The following is a 21,821-nucleotide window of genomic DNA, read 5'->3' as shown; positions in this document are numbered from 1 at the left end:
CCAGCGGCGTGCATCGAGTCCGCTGGCAGTAGAGCACTGGGCGCCGTCGCAGGTGAACCGTGATGCGTCACTTTATTGCGTTGCGCCCGATAGCGACGGGCGCGCTGCGCATGGGCAAGACGCCCGCGGCGAGAGCGCTGGTAACGTTGAGCCGCTTCGCGCAAGCTGGCGCGCCGGGCTGCTTGCGCACAGCCGCCGGCGCAATAGATCTGGCCTCGATCACATCGGCGGCAAATGAACACCTGCGTGCGGCAGCGGGCGCACAGGAAGAAACGGCCCGTGGGCAGCATGCCACCGGCATTGCCTTCGGTCATCGGCGATCCCCGTAGAACGCCGAAGACAATGCGATAGACAGGGGCGCACGAGCCGTGGAATACTGCGGCTGCACGCGCTCCTCTGTTAAGCCCCGTGGCTTTGCATTGCGACTTGTGTGGCGCGACTCCGGGGTGAACTTGGCGGTTTACCGGTGTCGCGCCAGTGGTTTCTTCGGCGCTGCGCCTTTCTACCGCAACCGCTCCCCGCCGTCATCCTCAACGCGCTTTGCGCGTCTGCACTCGCCCTACGGGCTCCTTACGACGCACAAAGCGTCATCGATACCCTGCTGTACGTGTTCCCCACACACTGCTCAACGAGAATAGGTCGTCTAACGGCTCAATTCCGAAACGCCGTCGTTTAGTGTCGGATTTAGACCGGCGTTCACAGCACGCCATGCCAGATGTTCCACCGCCGCCCAGGTGGCAAACTGTGTGTAGGCCGTAGTGCCTCGCACGCCTCACTTCGAACCGATAGCGCATGCGCTCCACCCTGTAAGAGCGCCACGCTATACAACGCGACAGCCTACACACAGTTTGCCACCTGGGCGGCACATACCATTCGCTGCCGCTTGCCTGTGCAAATGCATTTGAAGCGGGTGATGCGCTTATTCGAAGCGTTGGCAACACGCGCGAACAAGGACGTTGCCGTGTGAGGCGTAAGACCCTTTGGGGGCCCTCAGGCAAGAAGAAATGTTGGCGGTGTTAGCCGCTTTCTTTTGCCTACTTTTCTTTGCGGCGGCGTAACTATTCAGCGGTAACCAGAGGCGAAACGACGACTCCTGTAAAGGCCAGGGCGAGCGCGTCGATCAGCGAACGGCTCTGCTTGCGTAAGGTGGCAAGGTAGGAGCGGATCGTGCAGAACGCCTCCATACCCGATTCCGAGCGGAAGCACCCGGAGATCTTCTGTTTGAGTTTGGGCATGCGGATATCGCGTTCGGCCTGGTTGTTGTCGAACGGTACGCGGTGATCGGCAATGAAACGCCACACCTCATCGGCATACTTGTGAAGCCGTGTGAGCAGGTTGCAGGTAAAGCTTTGCCTGATCCTGCCGCGGCGTTCCCGGCGCCCGGACTCACGTGCCTGCTGCGGATTGAGCTTGCGTGCCTGGGCGATCAGGGCGCGGCTGCGCCGTGTGTAATAGCGTTGGCGCGCCTGACTCAGCGAGGTGTTTCCTGCAGCCTGACTGAGGTCGACCTCGCGCTTTGCCTGGCAAAGCAGGTCAATCATCTGCTGGGCCCAGCGTTGCTGCGTGGACTCCAGGACAAACACCAGTTCGCGCAGATGATGAGCATTGCACAGCGCATGCTCACACTCATAGCCGGCATACGGCCGCCAGCCGTCATGGACCGCGACTCCCCTAAAGCCGGGAAGAATGCCGAAGCTGTCCAGCGCCTCGCTGCCGCGCTTGCGGTGCGCGCCATACCAGCTCAACGCGTGCGTCGAGGCGACATGCAGCCAGCGGGACTCGCGCCCCACGCGCATGCAGCTCTCATCGAAATGCACCACGGGTTGCCCGCGTAGCGCCTGCCGGATCTGCTCAACGGCTGGCACCAGTAACTGCGCGGCCTGATCAATGCTGTGCTGGACGGTTCCCGTAACCACATGCAGACCAAACAGGTCCTTCAGCGCCTGGGCGGTGCGCGCAACCGGCAACTGCTGGTATTGCGTCAGATAGACGGCTGCGGCGCGAATCTGGGGGCCGTACTGAACCGCCTGGCTCACGCCCTTGGGAAATGCGCCCGAGTGATGCTTGCCGCAGCGGCACTGCGCGATCTGCACGCGATGCTCGGTCACCTCAAAGCGCGTGGGTGGCAAATCGATCACCTGACGGCCTTCGGGCAACACGGCCACGCGGGCTGCTGCGATGCGTTGGCCACATGCATCGCACACCAGCGCCACCGGGTGAATCTCGATGTGATCGGGTTGCGCGACGCGTTTGAGCGTCTTGCCCTTGTGCCCCGGTTGCGCGCCAGGCCTGGCCCCGCTCGTGCCGCGCAATGACTTCGGCTTGCGCCTTGGACCATCGCTTGACGGCGGCTTGCTGGAGTTATGACTGTCCTTCTCAAGCTTTGCCTCGAGCTCGTTCAGACGCCTCACCAGATCAACGATGAGTGCGTCCTTCTGCTCCGGTGTCAGGTCCTTGAGGTCGGGCATCTTCGTCATGTCCCTCACTATGCACAGCCTGGTAGCAGTTTACAAGCGCTGAATAGTTACGCGGCGGCAAAGAAAAGTAGGTGCCGCCCCGCACAGGGGCGACGCGTGAAGCTAGATAACAAATCGCGGATGCCAGCGCAGAAGCAAACCGCGGATGCCAGCGCAAAGGCCAGGCAAACAAACCGCCCACGCCGCGAAGCCACAATAGAATCACTGCGGCAAAACCTCCCCTTTAGTCTCCTTAGCAAACGGAATCACAAGCAAACCAACAACAAAGGCAAGCGCCGTCAGCGCAACAGGCACCCCAAGCGTATGCATGCTGAGCACCGCCGCCCCGAGCAGAAAATTCACCCCAGCCCCGACAAACCGCCCAAACGAAGTACAAAAAGCAAAAGCCGTCGCGCGAACACGCGTTTCGAACAGTTCAGGCAGCCACAGGCTAAACAACGCAAAATTCCCACCAAAGAACCCAAGCACAAACAGCCAGGCAATAAACGGCGCCAACCCGTTAGGCAAATAAAAAGCCCACCCAAAGCTGCCAATAATCGCCACCGCCATCCCGGCAAAATACACAGCAAGCGTCTTCTTGCGCCCAAACCGCTCAGCAAGCGGCGGCAACGCAAGACACCCAAGAATCGTCCCGATCGACAGCAACCCCGTCGCGATCGAAGCCATCTTCAACGCTTCGGGCCTCGCCATCCCAGCCCGCGTCGCCAGCTGAATCACCGCCGAAGGCTCATACACCGCCCCCGCCCACAACCCAATAATCGCGATCGTCAACAGCGCACACATGACCCAGGTACGCCGCCGATACGTCGGCCCAAAAATCTCGCGCATCGGGCTCACGCGCGCCACGTCGCGCGCTTCGGCACGTTGCCATTTGTCCGACTCCTTCACCCGCGTGAGAATCATGATCGCGACGACCACGGGCACTGCCCCCGTCAGGAACATCGCACGCCATCCGAAGTGCACGCCGATCGTGTAGTTGAGCGCGGCAGCCAGGAAAAAGCCCGCGTAATAACCCGTCTGCAGATAGCCCGCGCCCATCTTGCGGCGATCCTCAGGCCACGCCTCGGCGACATAGGTCCCCGCCAGCGCCCATTCGCCGCCAATGCCCACGCCCGCGATGAAGCGATAAATGCCCAACTCCCACACGTTGTGCGCCGTAGCCGACAGCCCGGTAAAGATAGCGAACGTGAAGATCGTGCCCGCCAGCACTTTCGTTCGACCGAAACGGTCCGCGAGCGGCCCCCAGATGAACGACAGCCCCCAACCCACCAGGAAGAGCGCAAACAGGATCGAACCGGCAAGCCCGACATTCGCAGGCGTCGCCGCATAGCCCGAGCGCGGCAGCAATTCAGTCAGCGCCGGCGTCAGCACCAGCGCGTAAATGAACGAGTCCATGCCGTCCAGCGTCCAGCCCGCCCACGCACCCCAAAAACCGGCGATCTGCGACCGGTTGAGCGGCGTCTTCTGCCGCACGGTCCCCGCACGGTCCGTTATCGAAGAATTCAACATGCTCCTGCTCCTCCATGTACTACGGTTGGATTGGGTGACCGTCACGGCACAACGGCTCCCTCGCATGCGGGCCGCCGCATGCGAGGGAGAGCACGCGTCAGTGCCGTGCCTTTATGAAAACCCCGGGTTTGCCCGCTAGAAATTCGTCGTTTTTATATATAATATTTGATGTCATGAACAACGCAACCGGTGGTTTTCCCCTGGACAGCGCCCCGCGCGTCCCCTTGCTGCCCACGGCGCATGAGCCGCGGCCCAGCACTTCGCGTGTAATCGCGGAGGCGCTGCGTACGGCAATCGTCGAAGGCGCACTCGAGCCTGGCGCGCCGCTGCGGCAGGACGCAATCGCGCGGCACTTCTCGGTCAGCGCAATTCCCGTGCGCGAAGCGCTGCGTCAGCTGGAAAGCGAAGGCTGGGTGAAAGTCGAGCTGAACAAGGGCGCGACCGTCGCGCGGCTCTCGCCCGCCGAGGCGCGCGAGATCTATGAGATCCGCTCGGCGCTCGAAAGCCTCGCCATCACGCTGGCCATTCCGAATCACACGCCCGAGTCGCTGCGCGAAGCGGCGGCGCTTTGCAAAGCCGCCGAGAGCGAGCCGGACCCTACCCTCTATGTGGCGCGCAACGAAGCGTTCCACACCGCCCTGTATGCGCCCGCCAACCGCCCTCAGCTCGCGGAGATGATCGCGGCGCTGCATCGGCGCGGCGAGCGCTATCTGAGGCTGAAATTCGGGTTGCCCGCGTACAAGGGCGAATCTGATGCCGAACACCTGGACATCCTCTCCGCCGTCGAGCGCAAGGACATCGCCGCCGCCCAGTCGCTCATCTCCGCTCACCTGCTGGGCACGGGCGAGCTGGTCTATCGTTTCTTGACGGAACGCGCGCAGGCGGAAGCCGCCGCGGCCACCCCGCGCAGAAAGCGCGGACGGCCCGCGCGCACTCCAACCACTATCGGGAGTTGAAGCACCGATGAATCAGCGAATCGAATCAACCAGGCTCGAACTGGCACAGTCAACAGGAGCGCCCGCGGGTTCATCCGCGGCGCGTTCCTGGACCACCAAGCGCGACGAGAAGCAACGCAGGCTCGCCGCGATCGAGCCCTGGCTCGAAGGCGGCATCCTGCCCGCGCACCGCATCGTCGATGCGCTCGAAACGCTGATCCGCCCCGGCGATCGCGTCGCGCTCGAAGGCGACAACCAGAAGCAGGCGGACTTTCTGTCGCGCTCGTTCGCGAAGGTCGATCCGCAAAAAGTGCACGACGTGCACCTGCTGATTTCGAGCATCAGCCGCCCGGAGCATCTGACGCTCTTCGAAAGGAACATTGCGCACAAGGTCGATTTCGCGTTTGCTGGCCCGCAGAGCCTGCGCGTCGCGCAACTGCTCGAAGACGGCCAGCTCGAAATCGGCGCGATCTATACGTATGTCGAACTGTACGCGCGTATGTTCGTCGACCTCACGCCGAACGTCGCGCTGCTGTGCGCGGAAAAAGCCGACCGGCACGGCAATCTCTATACCGGCCCGAACACGGAAGACACGCCGACCATCGCCGAAGCCGCCGCGTTCCGGCATGGCATCGTGATCGTGCAGGTCAACGAAATCGTCGATGAACTGCCGCGCGTCGATATTCCCGCTTCCTGGGTCGACGTGGTCGTCGAGGCCGACCGACCATTCGCGGTCGAGCCGCTGTTCACACGCGATCCGCGCCATATCGGCGATTTGCAGGTGCTCACCGCGATGATGGTCATCAAGGGCATCTACGAGCCTTACGGCGTGACGTCGTTGAATCACGGCATCGGCTTCGACACGGCCGCCATCGAACTGCTGCTGCCCACTTACGGCGAATCGCTCGGACTGAAGGGCAAGATCTGCCGCAACTGGACACTCAATCCGCATCCCACGTTGATTCCGGCCATCGAATCGGGTTGGGTCGAAAGCGTGCATTGCTTCGGCAGCGAAGTCGGCATGGAAGCGTACGTCGAAGCGCGCCCCGACGTGTTCTTCACGGGCAGCGACGGCACGCTGCGCTCGAACCGCGTGCTGTGCCAGCTGGCCGGGCAATACGGCGTCGATCTGTTCATCGGCTCGACGCTGCAGATAGACGGCGATGCGAATTCGTCGACGGTCACGCGCGGGCGTCTGGCGGGCTTCGGCGGCGCGCCGAACATGGGCCACGATCCGCGCGGCCGCCGTCATTCGAGCGAAGCCTGGCTCAAGCTGCTGAAAGACGAAGGCCCCATGTCGCGTGGCAAGAAACTCGTCGTGCAACTGGCGGAAACGTACAAGAAAGGCGGCGAGCCAACCTTCGTCGATGAACTCGACGCCGTCGCTGTCGGCGCGAAAAGCGGCATGCCCATCGCGCCCGTGATGATCTACGGCGACGACGTCAGCCATGTCGTGACGGAAGAAGGCATCGCGCATCTGCACAAGGCCGAAGGCGTCGAAGAGCGGCGCGCGGCGGTCGCGGCCGTCGCCGGCGTGACGCCGATCGGCTTGCGCGCGAAGCCCGAAAAGACGGCCGAACTGCGCCGCCGGGGCATCGTCGCGTATCCGGAAGATCTCGGCATCCGGCGCGGCGAAGCGAAGCGTTCGCTGCTCGCGGCGCGCAGCATCGACGATCTCGTGACCTGGTCGGGCGGGCTCTACACGCCGCCGGCACGTTTCCGCAGCTGGTGATGCGATGGCCTTGCCATACGCTATCCCGCTCGACGCGGGCACGCTTCAGCGTGCCAACGCCCGCTGCCTGCCTCGCGTCGATGCCGCGCCGTGCGATGCCACGCTCGCGCGATTCGCAGTCGAGTCGCTGATCGAAGAAGCGCAGCTGACGCCGAAGCCCGCGCTCGTCGATGGGCGCGGCAGCGGTGCGCATCGCGATCTGGACTTGCCGCTGATGCTGCGCTCCGCACGCTCGCTCGAACCGAGTTTCGCGGCGCTGGCGCGTGCATCGCGTGGCCGCCTGCCGTCGGCGACGCTGCGCGCTGAACTCGCGCAGATCGGACGCGCGGGCGAACTGGACATGATGCGCGCGACGAACGGCAGCAATGCGCATCGCGGCGCGATCTGGATCGTCGGCCTGCTGGTCGCGGGCGCAGCAATCGCTGACGATGACGACGACAACACTTTGCGCGAACTGCTTCCGTATGAGCGCACGCATTCGCACGCCGCGCGCGTCTGCGAACTCGGCGCGCAGATCGCCTGCTTTCCCGACCGCTTCGCCGCACCTGCCGACAGTCATGGCGAGCGCGTGCGTCAACGGTTCAACGTCGGCGGCGCGCGCCAGGAAGCGCAGGACGGTTTCCCGCACGTGATCGGCGTCGGTCTGCCCGCGTTGCGCGCGGCGCGCTCGACAGGCATCGGCGAAAACGCCGCGCGTGTCGACACGCTGCTCGCGATCATGGCCTCGCTCGACGATACCTGCCTGTTGCATCGCGCCGGTCTCGCCGGCCTGCATGCGGGCCAACGCGGCGCGCGCGCCGTGCTCGCGGCGGGCGGCGTCACGACGGCGGCGGGACGCGCCGCGTTCGACACGCTCGAAACCGACTTGCTTTCGCTCAACGCTTCTCCTGGCGGCGCAGCCGATCTGCTCGCCGCCACCCTCTTCATCGACAAGCTGGCGCGTCACGCCCCAGCGGGAGCTGAAAACTGATGGAACAGATGACTTTCGATTATCCGGCGCAACGCGCGATCACGACGCGCTCGCATGTGGGCGTCGTCGGCTCGGGCGATCTCGAAGTGTTGCTGTCGCCCGCCGGCGCGATGCAGGCAACCGTGACCGTGCGCACCAGCGTCGATGGCTACGGGCACATCTGGAAGAGCGTGCTCGACCGCTTCTTCACGCGCTATGACGGCGCGGCGCAGATCGAGATCAACGACTTCGGCGCGACGCCGGGCGTGGTGGCGCTGCGTCTCGCGGAGGCCATCGAAGCGGCAGAGGACGGAGCAAGCTCATGAGCACGGTGACGACACACAACCCGCCATCGATGCCGGTGCTGCGCGACAGCTTCATCGAACTGACGGCACGCGAGCGCGCCCGCGCGCTGCTCGACGCAGGCACGTTCCGCGAACTGCTCGGTCCGTTCGACCGCATCGAATCGCCGTGGCTGCCGTTGCAAGGCATCGTCTGCCAGGCGGACGACGGCGCGGTGATCGCGCGCGGCACGATCGACGGCCAGCCGGCCGTGATCGCCGCGATCGAGTCGGCGTTCCAGGGCGGCAGCATCGGCGAAGTCTCTGGCAGCAAGATCGCGGCGGCGCTGGAACTCGCGTTGCGCGATTGCGAGCGCGGCAAGATCGTGCGGCCCGTCGTGCTGTTCGAAACGGGCGGCGTGCGCTTGCAGGAAGCGAATCTTGGGCTGGCCGTGATCGCGGAGATGCAGGCGGCGATCGTCGCGTTGCGGCGATACGTGCCCGTGGTCGGCGTGATCGCGGGCATGGTTGGATGCTTCGGCGGCATGTCGCTCGCGGCCGGGCTGTGCTCGTATCTGATCGCGACGAAACAGGGACGCCTCGGCATGAACGGCCCCGAAGTGATCGAACAGGAGGCGGGCATCGAGGAACTCGATTCGAGCGACCGGCGCCGCGTGTGGCAGATGATCGGCGGCGAGCAGCGCACGGCGACGGGACTCGCCGACGCGCTCGTCGACGACGACGCGCACGCAGTCCAGGCAGCGGTTCGCGATGCGTTCGCGCGCGGTGTGCCGGCGGCGCATCGCACCGAACAGGTGGCTGAGTATCTGGAGCGGCTCGCGCGCATCGATCCCGCCGATGTCACGCCCGAAACGATGCGCGATGTGTTCAAGCCAAACGAAGCGGCCACGCCGCGCAAGGAGCAATAATGAGCGATACGGTACTGACGCGCGGCATGCGCTGGTTCAGGGCGCTCGCAGGCGACACGTCGACGGCCGCGCCCGTCTGGTCCGGCGAGGCGTCGCTTGGCGATGAAACGGCAGCCTTCTTCTCCGTCGTCCCCGACCCCGACAATCGCTTTCCACGTGCGCGCGACAACGTCGTCGGACTCGAACAGGGCTGGAAGCTTGCGCAAGCGGTGCGCGAAGCGGTGGCGCGCGATGCGTCGTCGGAACACAAGCGCCCCATCGTCGCGATCGTCGATGTGAAAAGCCAGGCGTATGGGTATCGCGAAGAGACGCTCGGCATTCATCTGGCGTGTGCGTCGGCCGTCGATGCGTATGCGAGCGCGCGCGACGCCGGGCATCCTGTGGTTGCGCTGATCGTCGGTCCCGCGATGTCGGGCGCGTTCCTCGCGCACGGCTATCAGGCGAACCGGATCGTCGCGCTCGATGCGCCCGGCACGATGGTGCACGCGATGGGCAAGGAAGCCGCCGCGCGCGTCACGCGCCGCACCGTCGAAGACCTCGACAAGCTCGGCGAAACGATCACGCCAATGTCGTACACGATGGCGTCGTTCGCGAAGCTCGGGCTGCTCGACACGCTGATCGAAGGCGTCGATGCTGATGAGCCCACACAGGCGCAAATCGAAAGCGTGCGCGGTGTACTCGCGGAAGCCGCGAAGAGCGCACGCTCGGATACGCGCGGGCTGTCGCGGCGGCTGGAGTCGGATACGGCGAAAAAGACGCGTGCCGCGTCGATCGAAGTGCGGCGGCGGCTCGCCGAACAGTGGGACGCTGCGTGATGCGGGTCTGTGCGGCCGCGCCGTTTGCGCCAGACGATGCACTCGTTGCTGACGATCCGCGCTGGCAAGCGCACGACATCGTGCGCTTGCGGCGGCTCGAATCGTTCGATAACGAACCGGCGTGGGTTCGCGCTGCGTTCGCGCGCGCGCCGTTCGCGGTCGTGCGGCGGGCGCGGGCGTCGGCTGGACGGGTCGCCGTCGGGCTGCGCGGCGCGGCGCGCAATGAGCGGTATGGTACGTGGGCGCGTAGCGATGATATCGAGGCTGTTTTCAGGCCAGAAGCGTTGTTGTCGCCGCCTTGCGTGCTTGCTGCTGATCGTGCCGCACTGCCCGTTTTCGTCGCGCTCGATGCGCTGCGGCGCGATACGTCGTGCTTTGGTTCGCTCGCCTGGGGACCAACAGGAAGCGTCGGCTTCGAACTTGCATCCGGCAAGCCAACCGCCACCGCAACCAGCGATCTCGATCTATTGATACGGATGCCGAATTATTTACCGCGCGACGAAGCGCAACGCATCCAGGCAAAGCTCGCCGAGCACGCGGCACACGAAGGCATCCGCATCGACGCGCAACTCGAAACGCCCGCAGGCGGCGTCGCCCTCGCCGAGTACGCGTCCGGCAAAGCTCGCGTAATGGCGCGGCATGCGAGCGGTCCACGGCTCGTCTCCGATCCCTGGGCGCTCTAATGCTCGCTTTGATTTTCCCCGGCCAGGGCGCGCAAACCGAAGGCTTCCTGCATCGCCTCGGCACGCATTCCGCAATCCAGACAACGCTCGACGAAGCATCCGACATGCTGAACGTCGACGTGCTGATGCTCGACACGCAAACAGCGCTCGAATCGACCGTCGCCGTGCAGACGGGCTTGCTGATCGCGGGCGTCGCAATACAGCGCGCGCTCGCCGCCGAAGGACTGGCGCCCGAACTGAGCGCGGGTTTGTCGGTGGGCGCGTATGCAGCCGCCGTCAGCTGCGGCGCAATCGACTTCGCGGACTCACTGCTGATGGTGCGCAAGCGCGCCGAACTGATGGAAACGGCATATCCGCGCGGCTACGGCCTGTCCGCGATTGCCGGGCTGACCGAACACGAAATCGAGAAGCTTGCCGACACGCAGGCGCGCGAGCCCGCCGCACGTGTCTACGTCGGCAATGTGAACGCGCCGCGTCAGATCGTCGTGGCCGGATTGGACGCTGCGCTCGATGCGTTCAACGAGCGAGCGCTAGCGGCAGGCGCGCGCAAGGCGACGCGGCTCGCCGTCAGCGTGCCGTCGCATTGCGAACTGCTCGCGGCAGCCGCCGACGCACTGACGGACTACGCACGCAGTGTCCCCTTTCGCGCACCGTCGAGCGGCTATATCGGCAATCGCGGCGGCCGCGCGCTGTATACGGCGGATGCCGTGCGCGACGATCTCGCCACGAACATGCGCTACACGGTCCGCTGGTTCGACGCGCTGACCGTGATGATCGAAATGGGCGCGAAGGTGTTCGTTGAAGCGCCGCCCGGCCAGGTGCTGACCGATATCGTCCGCGAGCAGTACCCGGACATGGCCGCGATCGCAGCAAGCACGCTGCCCTTCGAGCGGCTCGCGCCAACTATCCATCGACGCCTTGAATCGGCCGCCTGAAACCGATTCCTTATGCGCATAAATTTTTTAAAAGTTTTAACGTGCATGTAGCAAGAGCATGCGCGGCTAGCGTCCGGGCGTCACGAAGCGAAAGGTCAGGTTCACGCGTTCGCCCTGCACTTTCGGCTCTTTCGGCACGCGATGCCGCCACTCGGCCTGTGTCCGTCCGCGCATCACGAGCAGGCTGCCGCCCCTCAACGGATAAGACTGCACGACGTGGGTCTTGTTGTGCTGCAGATCGAAGCGTCGCGTCGCGCCGAGACTCACGGACGCGATCACCGGCTCTCGACCGAGTTCGGGCTCGCGGTCCGCATGCCAGCCCATGCTGTCCGCGCCGCTTCGATAGCGGTTGAGCAGCACGCTATTGAACGGCACGCCGCAAGTCGCTTCGACGGCGGCTCTCAACTCCGCGATGGCGGGCGTCCACGGCGACGGCACGTTGCGGATGCCCGAGTAGACATAGACGGCATCGGGTTCGCCCTGCCACGCGGTCAGGCGCGGCAACGGCACGCGGCCAGCGGGCGTGAACATCGAATCCTGCTGCCAGGCGACTTCGTCGACGATGCGCGCGAGCAGCGCGGCGGCGGCGTCGGGCGCGAGCCAGTCGGGGAACCACGCCACATCGGGCGTAGGCAAATCGTCGAACAGATCGGCGGACATTACGTTGCAATCGCGAGCGCACCACACCGCATAGCGCGCGCGAAACCTCTCCTCACAGGAAACAGCGGGTATTATCGAACGCGCTGCGGCAGCGGGTCATCCGCCAGCTTGCCTTTTCATTCGACTTTTCGTCCTTCAGCCCATCATCATGATTCTTTCCGACGACGCTCTCGATCAACTTTTCCGCACCGCGCGCACGCACAATGGCTGGCTGCCTCGGCCCGTCGACGATGCGCTTCTCAGGCAACTGGTCGACCTCGTTCTGCTCGGCCCGACCTCGGCCAATTCGAGCCCGGCGCGTTTCGTGTTCGTGAAGACGCCCGAAGGCAAGGCGCGGCTGAGTCTCGCGCTGTCGGCAGGCAATCTGGAAAAGACGATGGCCGCGCCCGTCACGGTGATCGTCGGCATGGACATGGCCTTTTACGACCATCTGCCGAAGCTCTTCCCGCACGCCGATGCGCGCAGCTGGTTCGCGGGCAACGAAGCCGCGATCGCCGAAACCGCCTTTCGCAACTCGACGCTGCAAGGCGGCTACCTGATCATGGCCGCCCGTGCGCTCGGCCTCGACACGGGCGCGATGTCCGGCTTCGACAAGGCGAAAGTGGATGCCGGGTTTTTCGCGGACACGACGGTCCGGTCGAACTTCCTGATCAATCTCGGCTACGGCGACACGTCGAAGCTGTTCCCGCGCAGCCCGCGCTTTACGTTCGACGAAGCGGCGCAAATCGTCTGACGCCGACTGGCGTTGCCCACTGCCGCCGCGCGCCGGGCAGCGTCAGCTTGCAATCAGCGCGACGTAGAACACGATCGCGCCGATCAGCGCGCCGACGAAGCAAAAACCCTCTTCCGCCTCGTCGCCGCGCGATCGCAGCCACGCCCCAACCACGCCGAACAGGCCCGCCACGCCGAGCGCGACGAACACCATCACGACATAGAAGAGCGCGGTGCGCCCCAGTTCGGAAAAGTCGATGTACCGGACGCCGTAGTAGACGCCAAGCGCCATCAGCGACAGCACGACCATCGGCAGCATCACGTGACTGCCTTCGTAACCGATGTGATGCTCGCGATGCGCGAACCTTGTCGTTTTCATCATTCGTCTCCCCCAAACTGCAAACCGATTGGGCGATCAGGCGCAGCCGCCACCTGCAGAGGAGTGACTCGCGCGCCCGGGATACCGGGAACGGGACGCGAGGCCTGCCGCCGGCAGTCACGCTCAATTCCAGAATAGTCCGTTCATGCGTTCAATTCAATAGCCATTTAATAAGCATTTAATCGGCATGACGAACAACTTACAGCACGTATGCTGCATTGCAACGCCCACATGTTGCCCGCGCCTCGACATGTCCGTACGGCTTCGGCAAGCGCCCTGAACTGCTTGTAGAATGATTGGCCGCCGCTCTGCAACGGCGTGTGCTTTCTGCGACTCACCTTCCGCGCGATCCGCGCCCAACTTCCACCTATGCGCCGCCTATCGTTTTTCGTCCGGATCATTGCCATCGGCATCCTGCTGCATGTGTATGTCGGCATCCGGATCATTCCCGAGCTGCCCGTCGATGCCGCCGTGAAAGGGCTGTGCGCGCTGTGGCTCGTGCTGTCCGTGCTGCTGATTCCTGTCGGCATGATCGCGCGCTCGCTCCAGCGGCAACCGCTAGGCGACAGGCTCGCGTGGGCGGGGCTGATCGCGCTGGGTCTCTTTTCGTCGCTGCTCGTGCTGACTTTCGCGCGCGAGTTGCTGCTGCTCGTCGTGATGATCGTTCACGCGATCTCGCCGGAGGCGGTGAACCCGGCGGGCTGGGAGATCGATAGCGCGATCGCGGTGCCGCTGCTCGCGCTGCTGTCGACGGCCATCGGCTTTTTCAATGCGCGGCGCCGCGCGCGAGTCGTGTCGATCGACGTGCCGATCAAAGACCTGCCGCACGCGCTCGATGGCTTCACGATCGTGCAGATCAGCGACATTCACGTTGGGCCGACCATCAAGCGCGGTTATGTCGACGCGATCGTCGATGCCGTGAACCGGCTCGAGCCGGATCTGATCGCGGTGACGGGCGATGTCGTGGACGGCAGCGTCGAGCATCTCGCCGATCACACGCGGCCGCTGTCGCGGCTGAGCGCGCGGCATGGCGCGTATCTGGTGACGGGGAATCACGAATACTATTCGGGCGCCCATGCATGGATCGCCGAGTTTCAGCGGCTCGGCCTGCATGTGCTGCTCAACGAACATGTCGTCGTCGAGCACGATGGCGCGCAGGCGGTGATCGCGGGTGTCACCGATTTTTCCGCGGGGCATTTCGATCCCGCGCACGAGAGCGACCCTGCTGCGGCGCTTGAAGGCGCGCCTGGCGACGTGCAGATCAAGGTGCTGCTCGCGCATCAGCCGCGTTCGGCGGAAGCCGCCGCCGATGCGGGCTTCACGCTGCAACTCTCCGGCCATACCCATGGCGGCCAGTTCTTCCCGTGGAATTTCGCGGTGCGGCTGCAACAACCTTTCGTGGCCGGTCTTTCGCGGCTCGACGACCTGTGGGTCTATACGAGCCGTGGGACCGGGTATTGGGGACCGCCCAAGCGTCTGGGCGCGCCGTCGGAGATCACGCGTTTGCGTCTGGTCGGCGGCGGCACCTGACGTCCGTCAGTTCAATTACGTCACACTGTGACGTTTCGCTCCGGCAACATCGATCCCGTTTCCTGGAAGCGCGCGTGCCATGTGAACGCTTCGCGCAGCACGTGCGGCGTCTGCCCGCCGAAGCGCAGCGCGTCGCGATAGTAGTCACGCAGCAGATCGCGATACAGCGGATGCACGCACTTGTCGATGATCAGCGACGCCCGTTCGCGCGGCGCGAGTCCGCGCAGGTCCGCAAGACCAATCTCCGTCACGACGATATCGACATCGTGCTCGTTGTGGTCCACGTGCGGCACCATCGGCACGACGCTCGAAATCGCGCCTTCCTTCGCGATCGATTTCGTCGCGAAGATCGCGCACGATGCATTGCGCGCGAAGTCGCCCGAACCGCCGATGCCATTCATCATGTGCGTGCCGCCGACATGCGTCGAATTCACGTTGCCGTAGATGTCGAATTCAAGCGCCGTGTTCAGCGCGATCAGACCCAGGCGGCGAATCACTTCCGGATGATTGCTGACCTCTTGCGGACGCAGCACGAGCCGGTCGCGATAGCGCGCGAGATCGCCGAACACCTGCGCCTGGCGCTTTTCCGTCAACGTGATCGACGCGCCCGACGCAAATGTGACCTTGCCGGCGTCCATCAGATCGAAGGTCGAATCCTGCAGGACTTCCGAGTAAATCGTGAACGGCTCGAACGGCGAATCGGCGAAGCCGGCCAGCACCGCATTCGCAATCGTGCCGATGCCGGCCTGCAACGGCGGCAACGGCGACGGCATGCGTCCATGCGCGACTTCATGCTGCAGAAAGTCGATCAGATGGCCTGCGATCAGCGCCGTGTCTTCGTCGGCGGGCAATGCGGTCGACGGGCTGTCGGGCTTGTCAGTGATGACGATAGCGGCAATCTTCTCGGGCGGAATCTCGATCGCCGTCGTGCCCACGCGATCGCTCGGGCGCACGACGGGCAGCGGATCGCGATGCGGACGGCGGCCCGGAATCCAGATGTCGTGCAGACCTTCGAGCGCGAGCGGCTGCGCCAGATTGATTTCGACGATCACCTTGTCGGCGAGAATCGCGAAGCTCGCGGAATTGCCGACTGATGTGGTCGGCACGATGCCGCCCGTCTCGGTGATCGCGACGGCTTCGATGATCGCGACGTCGAGCTTGCCGAGCTGACCGGCGCGCAGCATTTCGACCGTCTCCGACAGATGCTGGTCGACGAACATCACGTCGCCGCGATTGATCGCCTTGCGCAACGTGTTGTCGACCTGGAACGGCAGACGGCGCGCGAGCACGCCAGCATCCGTCAACAGACTATCGACACCGTGCCCCAGCGACGCGCCCGTTATCAACGTGATCCGCAGCGGCTTGTCTTCGCTGCGCGCGCGTTCGGCCAGCGCAACGGGCACCGCCTTCGCATCGCCCGCGCGCGTGAAGCCGCTCGCGCCGACGCGCATGCCATTGTCGATCAGCAGCGCTGCCTGCGCCGCCGAGGTGATCTTGCCGCGCACTGCGGCACAGCGAATCCGGTCTTCGTACATGATGAAAGTCTCTCCGATGTCACGCTCGCGAAAGCCGGAGTGCACGTCTTGTTGTCGGTGTGCGTCGTCCGGCTGTCGCTCGATTTCCGCTCATTCCGCCCGATGTTTCAGGCGGCTGCGCGGTGCCGCTCTGGTCAGCTACCGAAATACATCACGCAGTAGCTCACGGGACCGACACACTCATCGGCCTTCTTCGCCCGTTTCGCGACGGGACGCTGCGCTTCGGGTTGCGCGACGCGTGCTGCGTTCGTCTGTGCGACCTGTTGCGCGCTTTCGTCCGCCGGCGCCGTCTGCGCGTGCGCAAGCGCCGCAGCGGACAACGAACAGGCAATCAGGACCAACTTCAGCGCTTTCATTTCAATCTCTCCAGTTGTTTCAATGGCTGCGTAAGCAGTGGTTCCAATATATGACTGAGGTCGGCGCGGATTAAGAGGGACGGCTGGAAGGCATTCTTCCTGGTTGCGGCAAGATCGGTTTGGGCGGGGGTTTCGCGCGTGTGCGGCGCGTCGTGCCGGCGAAAAACACTGTTGTGTCGATTGTGCTGATGAAGACGTGTCGGGGATCAACGCGTGTCGAATGGCGCGCCTTTGTCGAGCAGCGCCGTGCGGATGAAATGCAGGCAACTGAGGATGCGCTGCTGATCGTGACGCTTCTCGCGGTCCGCATGGACGGCTTCCAGCACTTGCTGAACGACCCGCATCGCCGCACGCACGGAGATTTGCGTTCGCTCGACATGCGCGTTGTCGGGCCGCTCGAATAGTTGCGCGAGGTCGCGCGTGACGCGATCGAGCGACGGCTTCCATCGGACATGCGCATCGCTTGCGTAGGTGGCGCGCTCGATCTCGCTGCGTAGATCGATAGCCGCGTGGCCGACTTCGAGCGTGACGAGCATCCACCTGAGCGCGTTGCGATGGCGTCGCGAGCGCTTCGGCAACAGCATGCGCAACTGGTGCATCAGATCGTGCGTGCTCGACTGGAAGCGCTGCGCGAGACCCGCGAGCGGCGCCGTGCATGCCAGCGTGACCTGGCTGCGCAAGTCCCCTTCGATACGCGCGATCAGCCAGGGCATCTGCACCGGGAACACGATCGCGGCGCCGATGGCCGTCACGAGCATCGACACGACGATCGCTACGCCGTTGTTGATCAGCAGATCGGGCGCGTAGACGACGACGTTGTCGGGCGCGGCGAGCAGGCAGAAAAAGACCGTGAAGCCGACGCCGTAACCCGCTGTCTTCGTCCGCGACGCGAAGAAAGTGCCGACGGCGAGCACGGGCGCGAGCATCGCGCACAGCAGCGGGAAACCATCGACGGCGGGATAGACATAGCACGTGACCAGATAGCCGGCGATCGTCGCGCACGCCGCGCCGACCGACATCTGCAGCGCGAGCTTGACGGGGTTCGGCGCCGATGAAGTCAGCGCGCACGTGAGCGCTGCACCGATCACGGCCATGCCGCCGCTCGGCCAGTCCGTCGCGATCCAGAACCAGCTGACCACACCGACGACCGCCGCCGTGCGCGCGAACGTGCAGGCGACCACGAACGCGTTGGTCCGGCTGACGTAGCGCACGGGCGGCCGCTCGCGCGCCGGATTGTGATTGGTCTCCAGCGATGCGTACGTGTCGATATAGCGGATGAACTCGACTACGAAGCGATACAGCAATTCGCCAGCGGTATCGAAATCGGGTAGACACTGCGGCTCGTCCGATTCCAGCGGACGGCGTGTGGCGCGCATTCTGGCGGGCAGCGTCGCCTGGAAGGCTTTGAGTCTGATCGCGATGCGGGCGGCATCGGATGAATCGAATCGGCGCTCTTTGTGCACGCCGAGCAATTGCGAAAGCTCGTGAAAATACGGCGCAGTCGCTTGCACGGCCTGGACAGACGGGTTGTCGCGCAGGCGCTTTCTCAACTGATGCAGCGCGTGCAGTCGTGCGCAGACGTCCATGAACTCGTGGTTCAATCTTGCAAGCACCTGACTGCGCGAGCGCATGCCAGGGTCCTCGAAAGCCGCGAACGCGCGTGTGGCCTCGAAGCCCACGACTTCATCGACGAGGTCCGCGAAATAACGCTCGGACGTGCCGCGCTCGACGGCCCCATCGAGCACTTTCACTGCAAAGGCCGTAAAATTGAGATGCCTCGATTGCAGTGCGTTTTGCAGCGCAAGGCTCGATCGACGCGGCACGATCAGCGCGCTGACGGCCGCCGAACAGATGATGCCGATCGCCACTTCCGCGGCGCGCGTCAACGCGGCGAGGAACAGGCCATTCGGCTGCATCACGGTCGGAATGCCGATCAACGCCGCGGTATAGCCAGCCAGCACGAAGCCATACCATCGAAAATGCCGATACCGGACCGCCGCCGCCACGCACACGCCCATCCAGGCCGTGATGCCGAGCATGTACAACTCGGGCTGTTGCGCGAACAGCGCGCCCAGCAGCAGCGCAGCCAGCATGCCGACGAAGGTCCCAACAATCCGATAAAAACTCTTCGCGAGTACCATCCCGCTGAACGGCTGCATCAGGACGAACACCGTCGTCATCGCGGTGCGCGGTTGCTGCAATTCGAGCAGCATCGCGATGCCCAGCGCGAGCAGCGCGGCGAGTACCGTCTTGAACAGATGAAGCCAGATGAGGCCGTCGGTGGTCGCCCACTCCGTGCTGGCGTCGGCGATCGCGCGCAGCATGCCAGCTCGCCATCCGAAAGTATCGGACGACAATTGCTTGATCGCATGCTGGCGTTTCATGGATTAATACCGCGTGGGGTCCTAGTCTGAGGAATGCGCGAATCGACTGGCGCACGCCTACCCTGAAGGCGCCGATTGTAGGAGCCAACGATGTGTGGATTAATGCGAAGCGTCGGGAACGTCCCTTCCAGATCCCTCAACAATGGCGGCCCGCGACAGGCGGACAATAACGCTTTGATGTCGATCAAGAAGGATTGATGGATACGTTACAAAACATGCGAGTGTTCGTGCGCGTCGTCGAAGCGGGCAGCTTCACGGCAGCGGCGCAATCGCTCAATACGACCACGGGCGCGATGTCTCGTGCGGTTTCAGAACTCGAGGCGCATTTGCGGACGCGTCTGCTCAATCGATCGACACGGCGCCTCGCATTGACGACTGCCGGTGAGACATATCTGAAGCGATGTCAGCAGATTCTTGCTGATATCGACAATGCGGAAGAAGAAGCGAGTGGCGCGCACGAGCGTCCGTCGGGCGTGCTGCGGATGCATAGCTTTGCGAGCATCGGACAGCATTATGTGTTGCCTGCCATTTCGCGGTATCGCGCGCTGTATCCTGAAGTGGCCGTCGAGCTGACGCTCTCGCAGCAGTTGCCGGATCTGTTCGAGGGAAGCGCGGATGTGGCTGTCGTGGGCGCATCGACGCTGCCCAATTCGGATCTCGTGTCGCTTTTGCTTGGGACCACCTTCAGCATTCTGTGCGCGTCGCCTGCGTATATTCACGCGCACGATGCGCCCAAAACGCCCGCCGATCTGTTGCATCACGACTGTCTGTTGCTCAAGACGCCCGCTTTTCCGACCAGCGAATGGACACTCGATGGCCCTAACGGCAGCGAAGTGCTGAATGTGAACGGGCCCGTACAAGTGAATATCGCTGAATCGCTGATTGTCGCGATCCGCGAGGGCATTGGGATCGGGATACTGCCGTTGTACGCCGCTATCGACGGGTTGCGGTCAGGATCACTCGTGCGCGTGCTGCCAGAGTACACGCTGCAGAAGATGAATGTCTATGCGCTGTATCCGTCGCGCAAGTTCATCGATGCGAAGACGAGGACCTGGGTGGAGTTTTTGCGGACGCATTTGCCGCAGGTTATTGCTCGCGATGTCGCGCTGTTGGGCGAAGTTGGCCGCCAGAATATCGCCGCCGATGATGCGCTGCACGCGAATGAAGGTGGCGAAGCTGCACCGCGCAGTTGAGCGGTGAGGTGAGACGCGTCGCCGGCGGGTTTGCGTTGTTGGCTGGATCGGCGGCTGCGTGAATCTGCGTGTGATCGTTGTCTTGCGATCAGGTGAACCGCCCCGGATTTGGTGGAGGCTCCAACTCTTGAGAGAATGGAGCCATGAACAAGAAGGTAATCAAGTTTTCCCCAGAAGTCCGAGAGCGCGCGGTGCGTCTGGTGCGCGAACAGCGTAGCGAGCATCCGTCGATGTGGGCAGCGGTCGAATCGATTGCGCCGATGATCGGGTGCACACCGCAGACACTGCACGAGTGGGTCAAGCGCGACCAGGTCGACCAGGGAGAGCGCGATGGCTTGACCACAGACGAGCGCGAACGCCTCAAGGCCCTGGAGCGCGAAGTCAAGGAGTTGCGTCGTGCCAACGAGATTCTCACGGTCGCGAGCGCGTTTTTCGCCCAGGCGGAGCTCGACCGCCGTTTCAAGTCCTGAAGGCCTTCATCGATCAGCATCGCGACACCTTCGGGGTCGAGCCGATCTGCAAGGTCTTGCGGATTGCCCCGTCGGGCTACCGACGCCATGCCGCGCAGCTTCGCGATCCGTCGCGCCGCTCTGTTCGCGCAATCCGCGATGAAGGTCTGCGACCGGAGATCAAGCGTGTGTGGCAGGCGAACATGCAGGTCTATGGCGCGGATAAAGTCTGGCAGCAGATGAACCGGGAGCGTATCGCGGTGGCGCGCTGCACGGTCGAACGGTTGATGAAGCAACTGGGTTTGCGCGGCGTGATGCGAGGCAAGCGTGTTCGCACGACTGTTCCTGATGCCATAGCTCCGCGCCCGCTGGATCGGGTCAATCGCCAGTTCAAGGCGGCTCGGCCGAACCAGCTCTGGGTTTCGGACTTCACCTACTCGACGTGGCAGGGCTGGCTGTATGTGGCCTTCGTGATCGATGTATTCGCTCGCCGTATCGTCGGCTGGCGAGTCAGCAGTTCGATGACCACGGACTTCGTTCTGGATGCACTTGAACAGGCGCTTTACGCGCGGCGCCCGGGCAACGACGGAACCTTGATACACCATTCGGACAGAGGGTCCCAATACGTCAGCATCCGCTACAGCGAACGGCTGGCCGAAGCGCGCATCGAACCGTCAGTAGGCAGCCGGGGCGACAGCTATGACAACGCCCTGGCTGAAACGATTAACGGCTTGTACAAGGCTGAACTGATTCATCGCCGCACCTGGAAAACGCGGGAATCGGTCGAACTGGCAACACTGGAATGGGTGACCCGGTTCAATCATCATCGATTGATGGAGCCCCTCGGCTATATCCCGCCCGCCGAAGCTGAGGCAAACTACTATCTGCAACTTGAAACAGCTGCCGCTGAACCCGCATCAACTTAAACCAACCAGCCTCCACGATTCCCGGGGCGGTTCACAGGCGGTATCGTCAAGGCTATCGCGTGACGGTTATGCGGCGGAATATTGACTGGGGATGGTGGGAATGAACATGCTCGGGCCATTGCGGCCCGGCCACCGCTGTCGAGGTGTCTCGGCACGACGTTAAAAACGTGCGCTAGAAACGCCAAGACCCCGCTTTTGAGGGCGGGGTCTTGGTTTGTATAAGGAGCCTGACGATTACCTACTTTCACACGGGCAATCCGCACTATCATCGGCGTGGAGTCGTTTCACGGTCCTGTTCGGGATGGGAAGGGGTGGTACCGACTCGCTATGGTCATCAGGCATGACGGGTTGCTGCGTCGCACGGGTTTTAGTGAACCTGGCGCCACAGCCAATCTGGAAGAAGCGTAAAGAGGGTATGGGTTGTGTTGTTTCTGGCACAACACTGATCTCAAC

At 63.7% G+C, this 21,821-nt stretch carries 20 protein-coding genes, 1 rRNA gene and 1 other annotated feature; of the genes, 13 read left to right on the top strand and 8 right to left on the bottom strand.

Going from position 1 to position 21,821, the window contains the following annotated elements; translation table 11 throughout:
- Positions 1-62 precede the first annotated feature (62 nt).
- Positions 63-329 (top strand): hypothetical protein, encoded by a 267-nt coding sequence (locus H1204_RS19245; protein ID WP_180729654.1) that lies wholly within the window; start codon positions 63-65, stop codon positions 327-329.
- Between the two features lie 729 nt (positions 330-1,058).
- Here the strand turns inward: H1204_RS19245 and H1204_RS19240 are convergent.
- Together H1204_RS19240 and H1204_RS19235 are read right to left on the bottom strand one after the other, a co-directional pair.
- The gene (locus H1204_RS19240; protein ID WP_180732078.1) at positions 1,059-2,477 is read right to left on the bottom strand and encodes an IS66 family transposase; all 1,419 of its coding nucleotides are present in this window, start codon (positions 2,475-2,477) and stop codon (positions 1,059-1,061) included.
- A gap of 201 nt (positions 2,478-2,678) precedes the next feature.
- A complete protein-coding gene (locus H1204_RS19235; protein ID WP_180732284.1) occupies positions 2,679-3,986 on the bottom strand; it encodes an MFS transporter in 1,308 nt (435 codons plus the stop codon).
- Between the two features lie 173 nt (positions 3,987-4,159).
- Here H1204_RS19235 and H1204_RS19230 point away from each other — a divergent pair, with 173 nt between their 5' ends.
- The 8 genes from H1204_RS19230 to mdcH are packed head-to-tail and all read left to right on the top strand — an operon-like array spanning position 4,160 to position 11,245.
- Positions 4,160-4,942: a GntR family transcriptional regulator gene (locus H1204_RS19230; protein ID WP_180733227.1), complete on the top strand. Its 783-nt coding sequence runs from the start codon at positions 4,160-4,162 to the stop codon at positions 4,940-4,942.
- 7 nt (positions 4,943-4,949) lie between these two features.
- A complete protein-coding gene (gene mdcA, locus H1204_RS19225) occupies positions 4,950-6,653 on the top strand; it encodes a malonate decarboxylase subunit alpha (RefSeq protein ID WP_180732283.1) in 1,704 nt (567 codons plus the stop codon).
- Between the two features lie 4 nt (positions 6,654-6,657).
- Entirely contained in the window at positions 6,658-7,623 is a 966-nt protein-coding gene (locus tag H1204_RS19220; RefSeq protein WP_180732282.1) for a triphosphoribosyl-dephospho-CoA synthase, read from the top strand.
- Positions 7,623-7,928, top strand: coding sequence for a malonate decarboxylase subunit delta (locus H1204_RS19215; protein ID WP_180732281.1), 306 nt, complete (start codon positions 7,623-7,625; stop codon positions 7,926-7,928). The genes H1204_RS19220 and H1204_RS19215 overlap by 1 nt, the downstream gene beginning before the upstream one ends.
- Positions 7,925-8,812, top strand: coding sequence for a biotin-independent malonate decarboxylase subunit beta (locus H1204_RS19210; RefSeq protein WP_180732280.1), 888 nt, complete (start codon positions 7,925-7,927; stop codon positions 8,810-8,812). The genes H1204_RS19215 and H1204_RS19210 overlap by 4 nt, the downstream gene beginning before the upstream one ends.
- On the top strand, positions 8,812-9,627 hold the full coding sequence (gene mdcE, locus H1204_RS19205; RefSeq protein WP_180732279.1) for a biotin-independent malonate decarboxylase subunit gamma: 816 nt from the start codon (positions 8,812-8,814) through the stop codon (positions 9,625-9,627). The genes H1204_RS19210 and mdcE overlap by 1 nt, the downstream gene beginning before the upstream one ends.
- Positions 9,627-10,310: a malonate decarboxylase holo-ACP synthase gene (locus H1204_RS19200; RefSeq protein ID WP_180733226.1), complete on the top strand. Its 684-nt coding sequence runs from the start codon at positions 9,627-9,629 to the stop codon at positions 10,308-10,310. The genes mdcE and H1204_RS19200 overlap by 1 nt, the downstream gene beginning before the upstream one ends.
- Positions 10,310-11,245: a malonate decarboxylase subunit epsilon gene (mdcH, locus tag H1204_RS19195; RefSeq protein WP_180732278.1), complete on the top strand. Its 936-nt coding sequence runs from the start codon at positions 10,310-10,312 to the stop codon at positions 11,243-11,245. The genes H1204_RS19200 and mdcH overlap by 1 nt, the downstream gene beginning before the upstream one ends.
- A gap of 66 nt (positions 11,246-11,311) precedes the next feature.
- On the opposite strand, the gene H1204_RS19190 is transcribed toward mdcH, so the two are convergent.
- Entirely contained in the window at positions 11,312-11,905 is a 594-nt protein-coding gene (locus tag H1204_RS19190) for an alpha-ketoglutarate-dependent dioxygenase AlkB (protein WP_180732277.1), read from the bottom strand.
- 148 nt (positions 11,906-12,053) lie between these two features.
- Here H1204_RS19190 and H1204_RS19185 point away from each other — a divergent pair, with 148 nt between their 5' ends.
- Positions 12,054-12,638, top strand: coding sequence for a malonic semialdehyde reductase (locus H1204_RS19185; RefSeq protein ID WP_180732276.1), 585 nt, complete (start codon positions 12,054-12,056; stop codon positions 12,636-12,638).
- Between the two features lie 42 nt (positions 12,639-12,680).
- Here H1204_RS19185 and H1204_RS19180 read toward each other — a convergent pair whose 3' ends face one another.
- On the bottom strand, positions 12,681-12,995 hold the full coding sequence (locus H1204_RS19180) for a hypothetical protein (protein WP_180733225.1): 315 nt from the start codon (positions 12,993-12,995) through the stop codon (positions 12,681-12,683).
- Between the two features lie 369 nt (positions 12,996-13,364).
- On the opposite strand from H1204_RS19180, the gene H1204_RS19175 reads away from it, so the two are divergent.
- Positions 13,365-14,525: a metallophosphoesterase gene (locus H1204_RS19175; RefSeq protein WP_180732275.1), complete on the top strand. Its 1,161-nt coding sequence runs from the start codon at positions 13,365-13,367 to the stop codon at positions 14,523-14,525.
- Between the two features lie 20 nt (positions 14,526-14,545).
- On the opposite strand, the gene H1204_RS19170 is transcribed toward H1204_RS19175, so the two are convergent.
- The 3 genes from H1204_RS19170 to H1204_RS19160 form a co-directional block, all read right to left on the bottom strand.
- Positions 14,546-16,060 carry an acetyl-CoA hydrolase/transferase family protein gene (locus tag H1204_RS19170; protein ID WP_180733224.1) on the bottom strand — a complete coding sequence of 505 codons (1,515 nt, stop codon included), beginning with the start codon at positions 16,058-16,060 and terminating at the stop codon, positions 14,546-14,548.
- A 134-nt stretch (positions 16,061-16,194) separates the two neighbouring features.
- The gene (locus H1204_RS19165) at positions 16,195-16,416 is read right to left on the bottom strand and encodes a hypothetical protein (RefSeq protein WP_180732274.1); all 222 of its coding nucleotides are present in this window, start codon (positions 16,414-16,416) and stop codon (positions 16,195-16,197) included.
- A gap of 206 nt (positions 16,417-16,622) precedes the next feature.
- The gene (locus H1204_RS19160; protein WP_180732273.1) at positions 16,623-18,800 is read right to left on the bottom strand and encodes an FUSC family protein; all 2,178 of its coding nucleotides are present in this window, start codon (positions 18,798-18,800) and stop codon (positions 16,623-16,625) included.
- A gap of 197 nt (positions 18,801-18,997) precedes the next feature.
- On the opposite strand from H1204_RS19160, the gene H1204_RS19155 reads away from it, so the two are divergent.
- Positions 18,998-19,993 (top strand): LysR family transcriptional regulator, encoded by a 996-nt coding sequence (locus tag H1204_RS19155; RefSeq protein WP_091789221.1) that lies wholly within the window; start codon positions 18,998-19,000, stop codon positions 19,991-19,993.
- Positions 19,994-20,136: 143 nt separating this feature from the next.
- Positions 20,137-21,368, top strand: a protein-coding gene (locus H1204_RS19150; protein ID WP_180732272.1) for an IS3 family transposase whose coding sequence is annotated in 2 segments (ribosomal slippage) — positions 20,137-20,428 and positions 20,428-21,368 — 1,233 coding nt in all. Because the reading frame shifts where the segments join, the coding sequence is not laid out codon by codon here.
- Positions 20,418-20,534 (top strand) — a sequence feature (AL1L pseudoknot). It overlaps the preceding gene by 117 nt.
- A gap of 225 nt (positions 21,369-21,593) precedes the next feature.
- Here H1204_RS19150 and rrf read toward each other — a convergent pair.
- Positions 21,594-21,707 (bottom strand): 5S ribosomal RNA (gene rrf / locus H1204_RS19145).
- Positions 21,708-21,821 lie beyond the last annotated feature (114 nt).

It is taken from the genome of Paraburkholderia sp. PGU19, assembly GCF_013426915.1.
Taxonomy (GTDB): domain Bacteria; phylum Pseudomonadota; class Gammaproteobacteria; order Burkholderiales; family Burkholderiaceae; genus Paraburkholderia.
The sequence above is the reverse complement of the archived record's forward strand: the minus strand, read 5'-3'. Positions and strand labels throughout refer to the sequence as shown.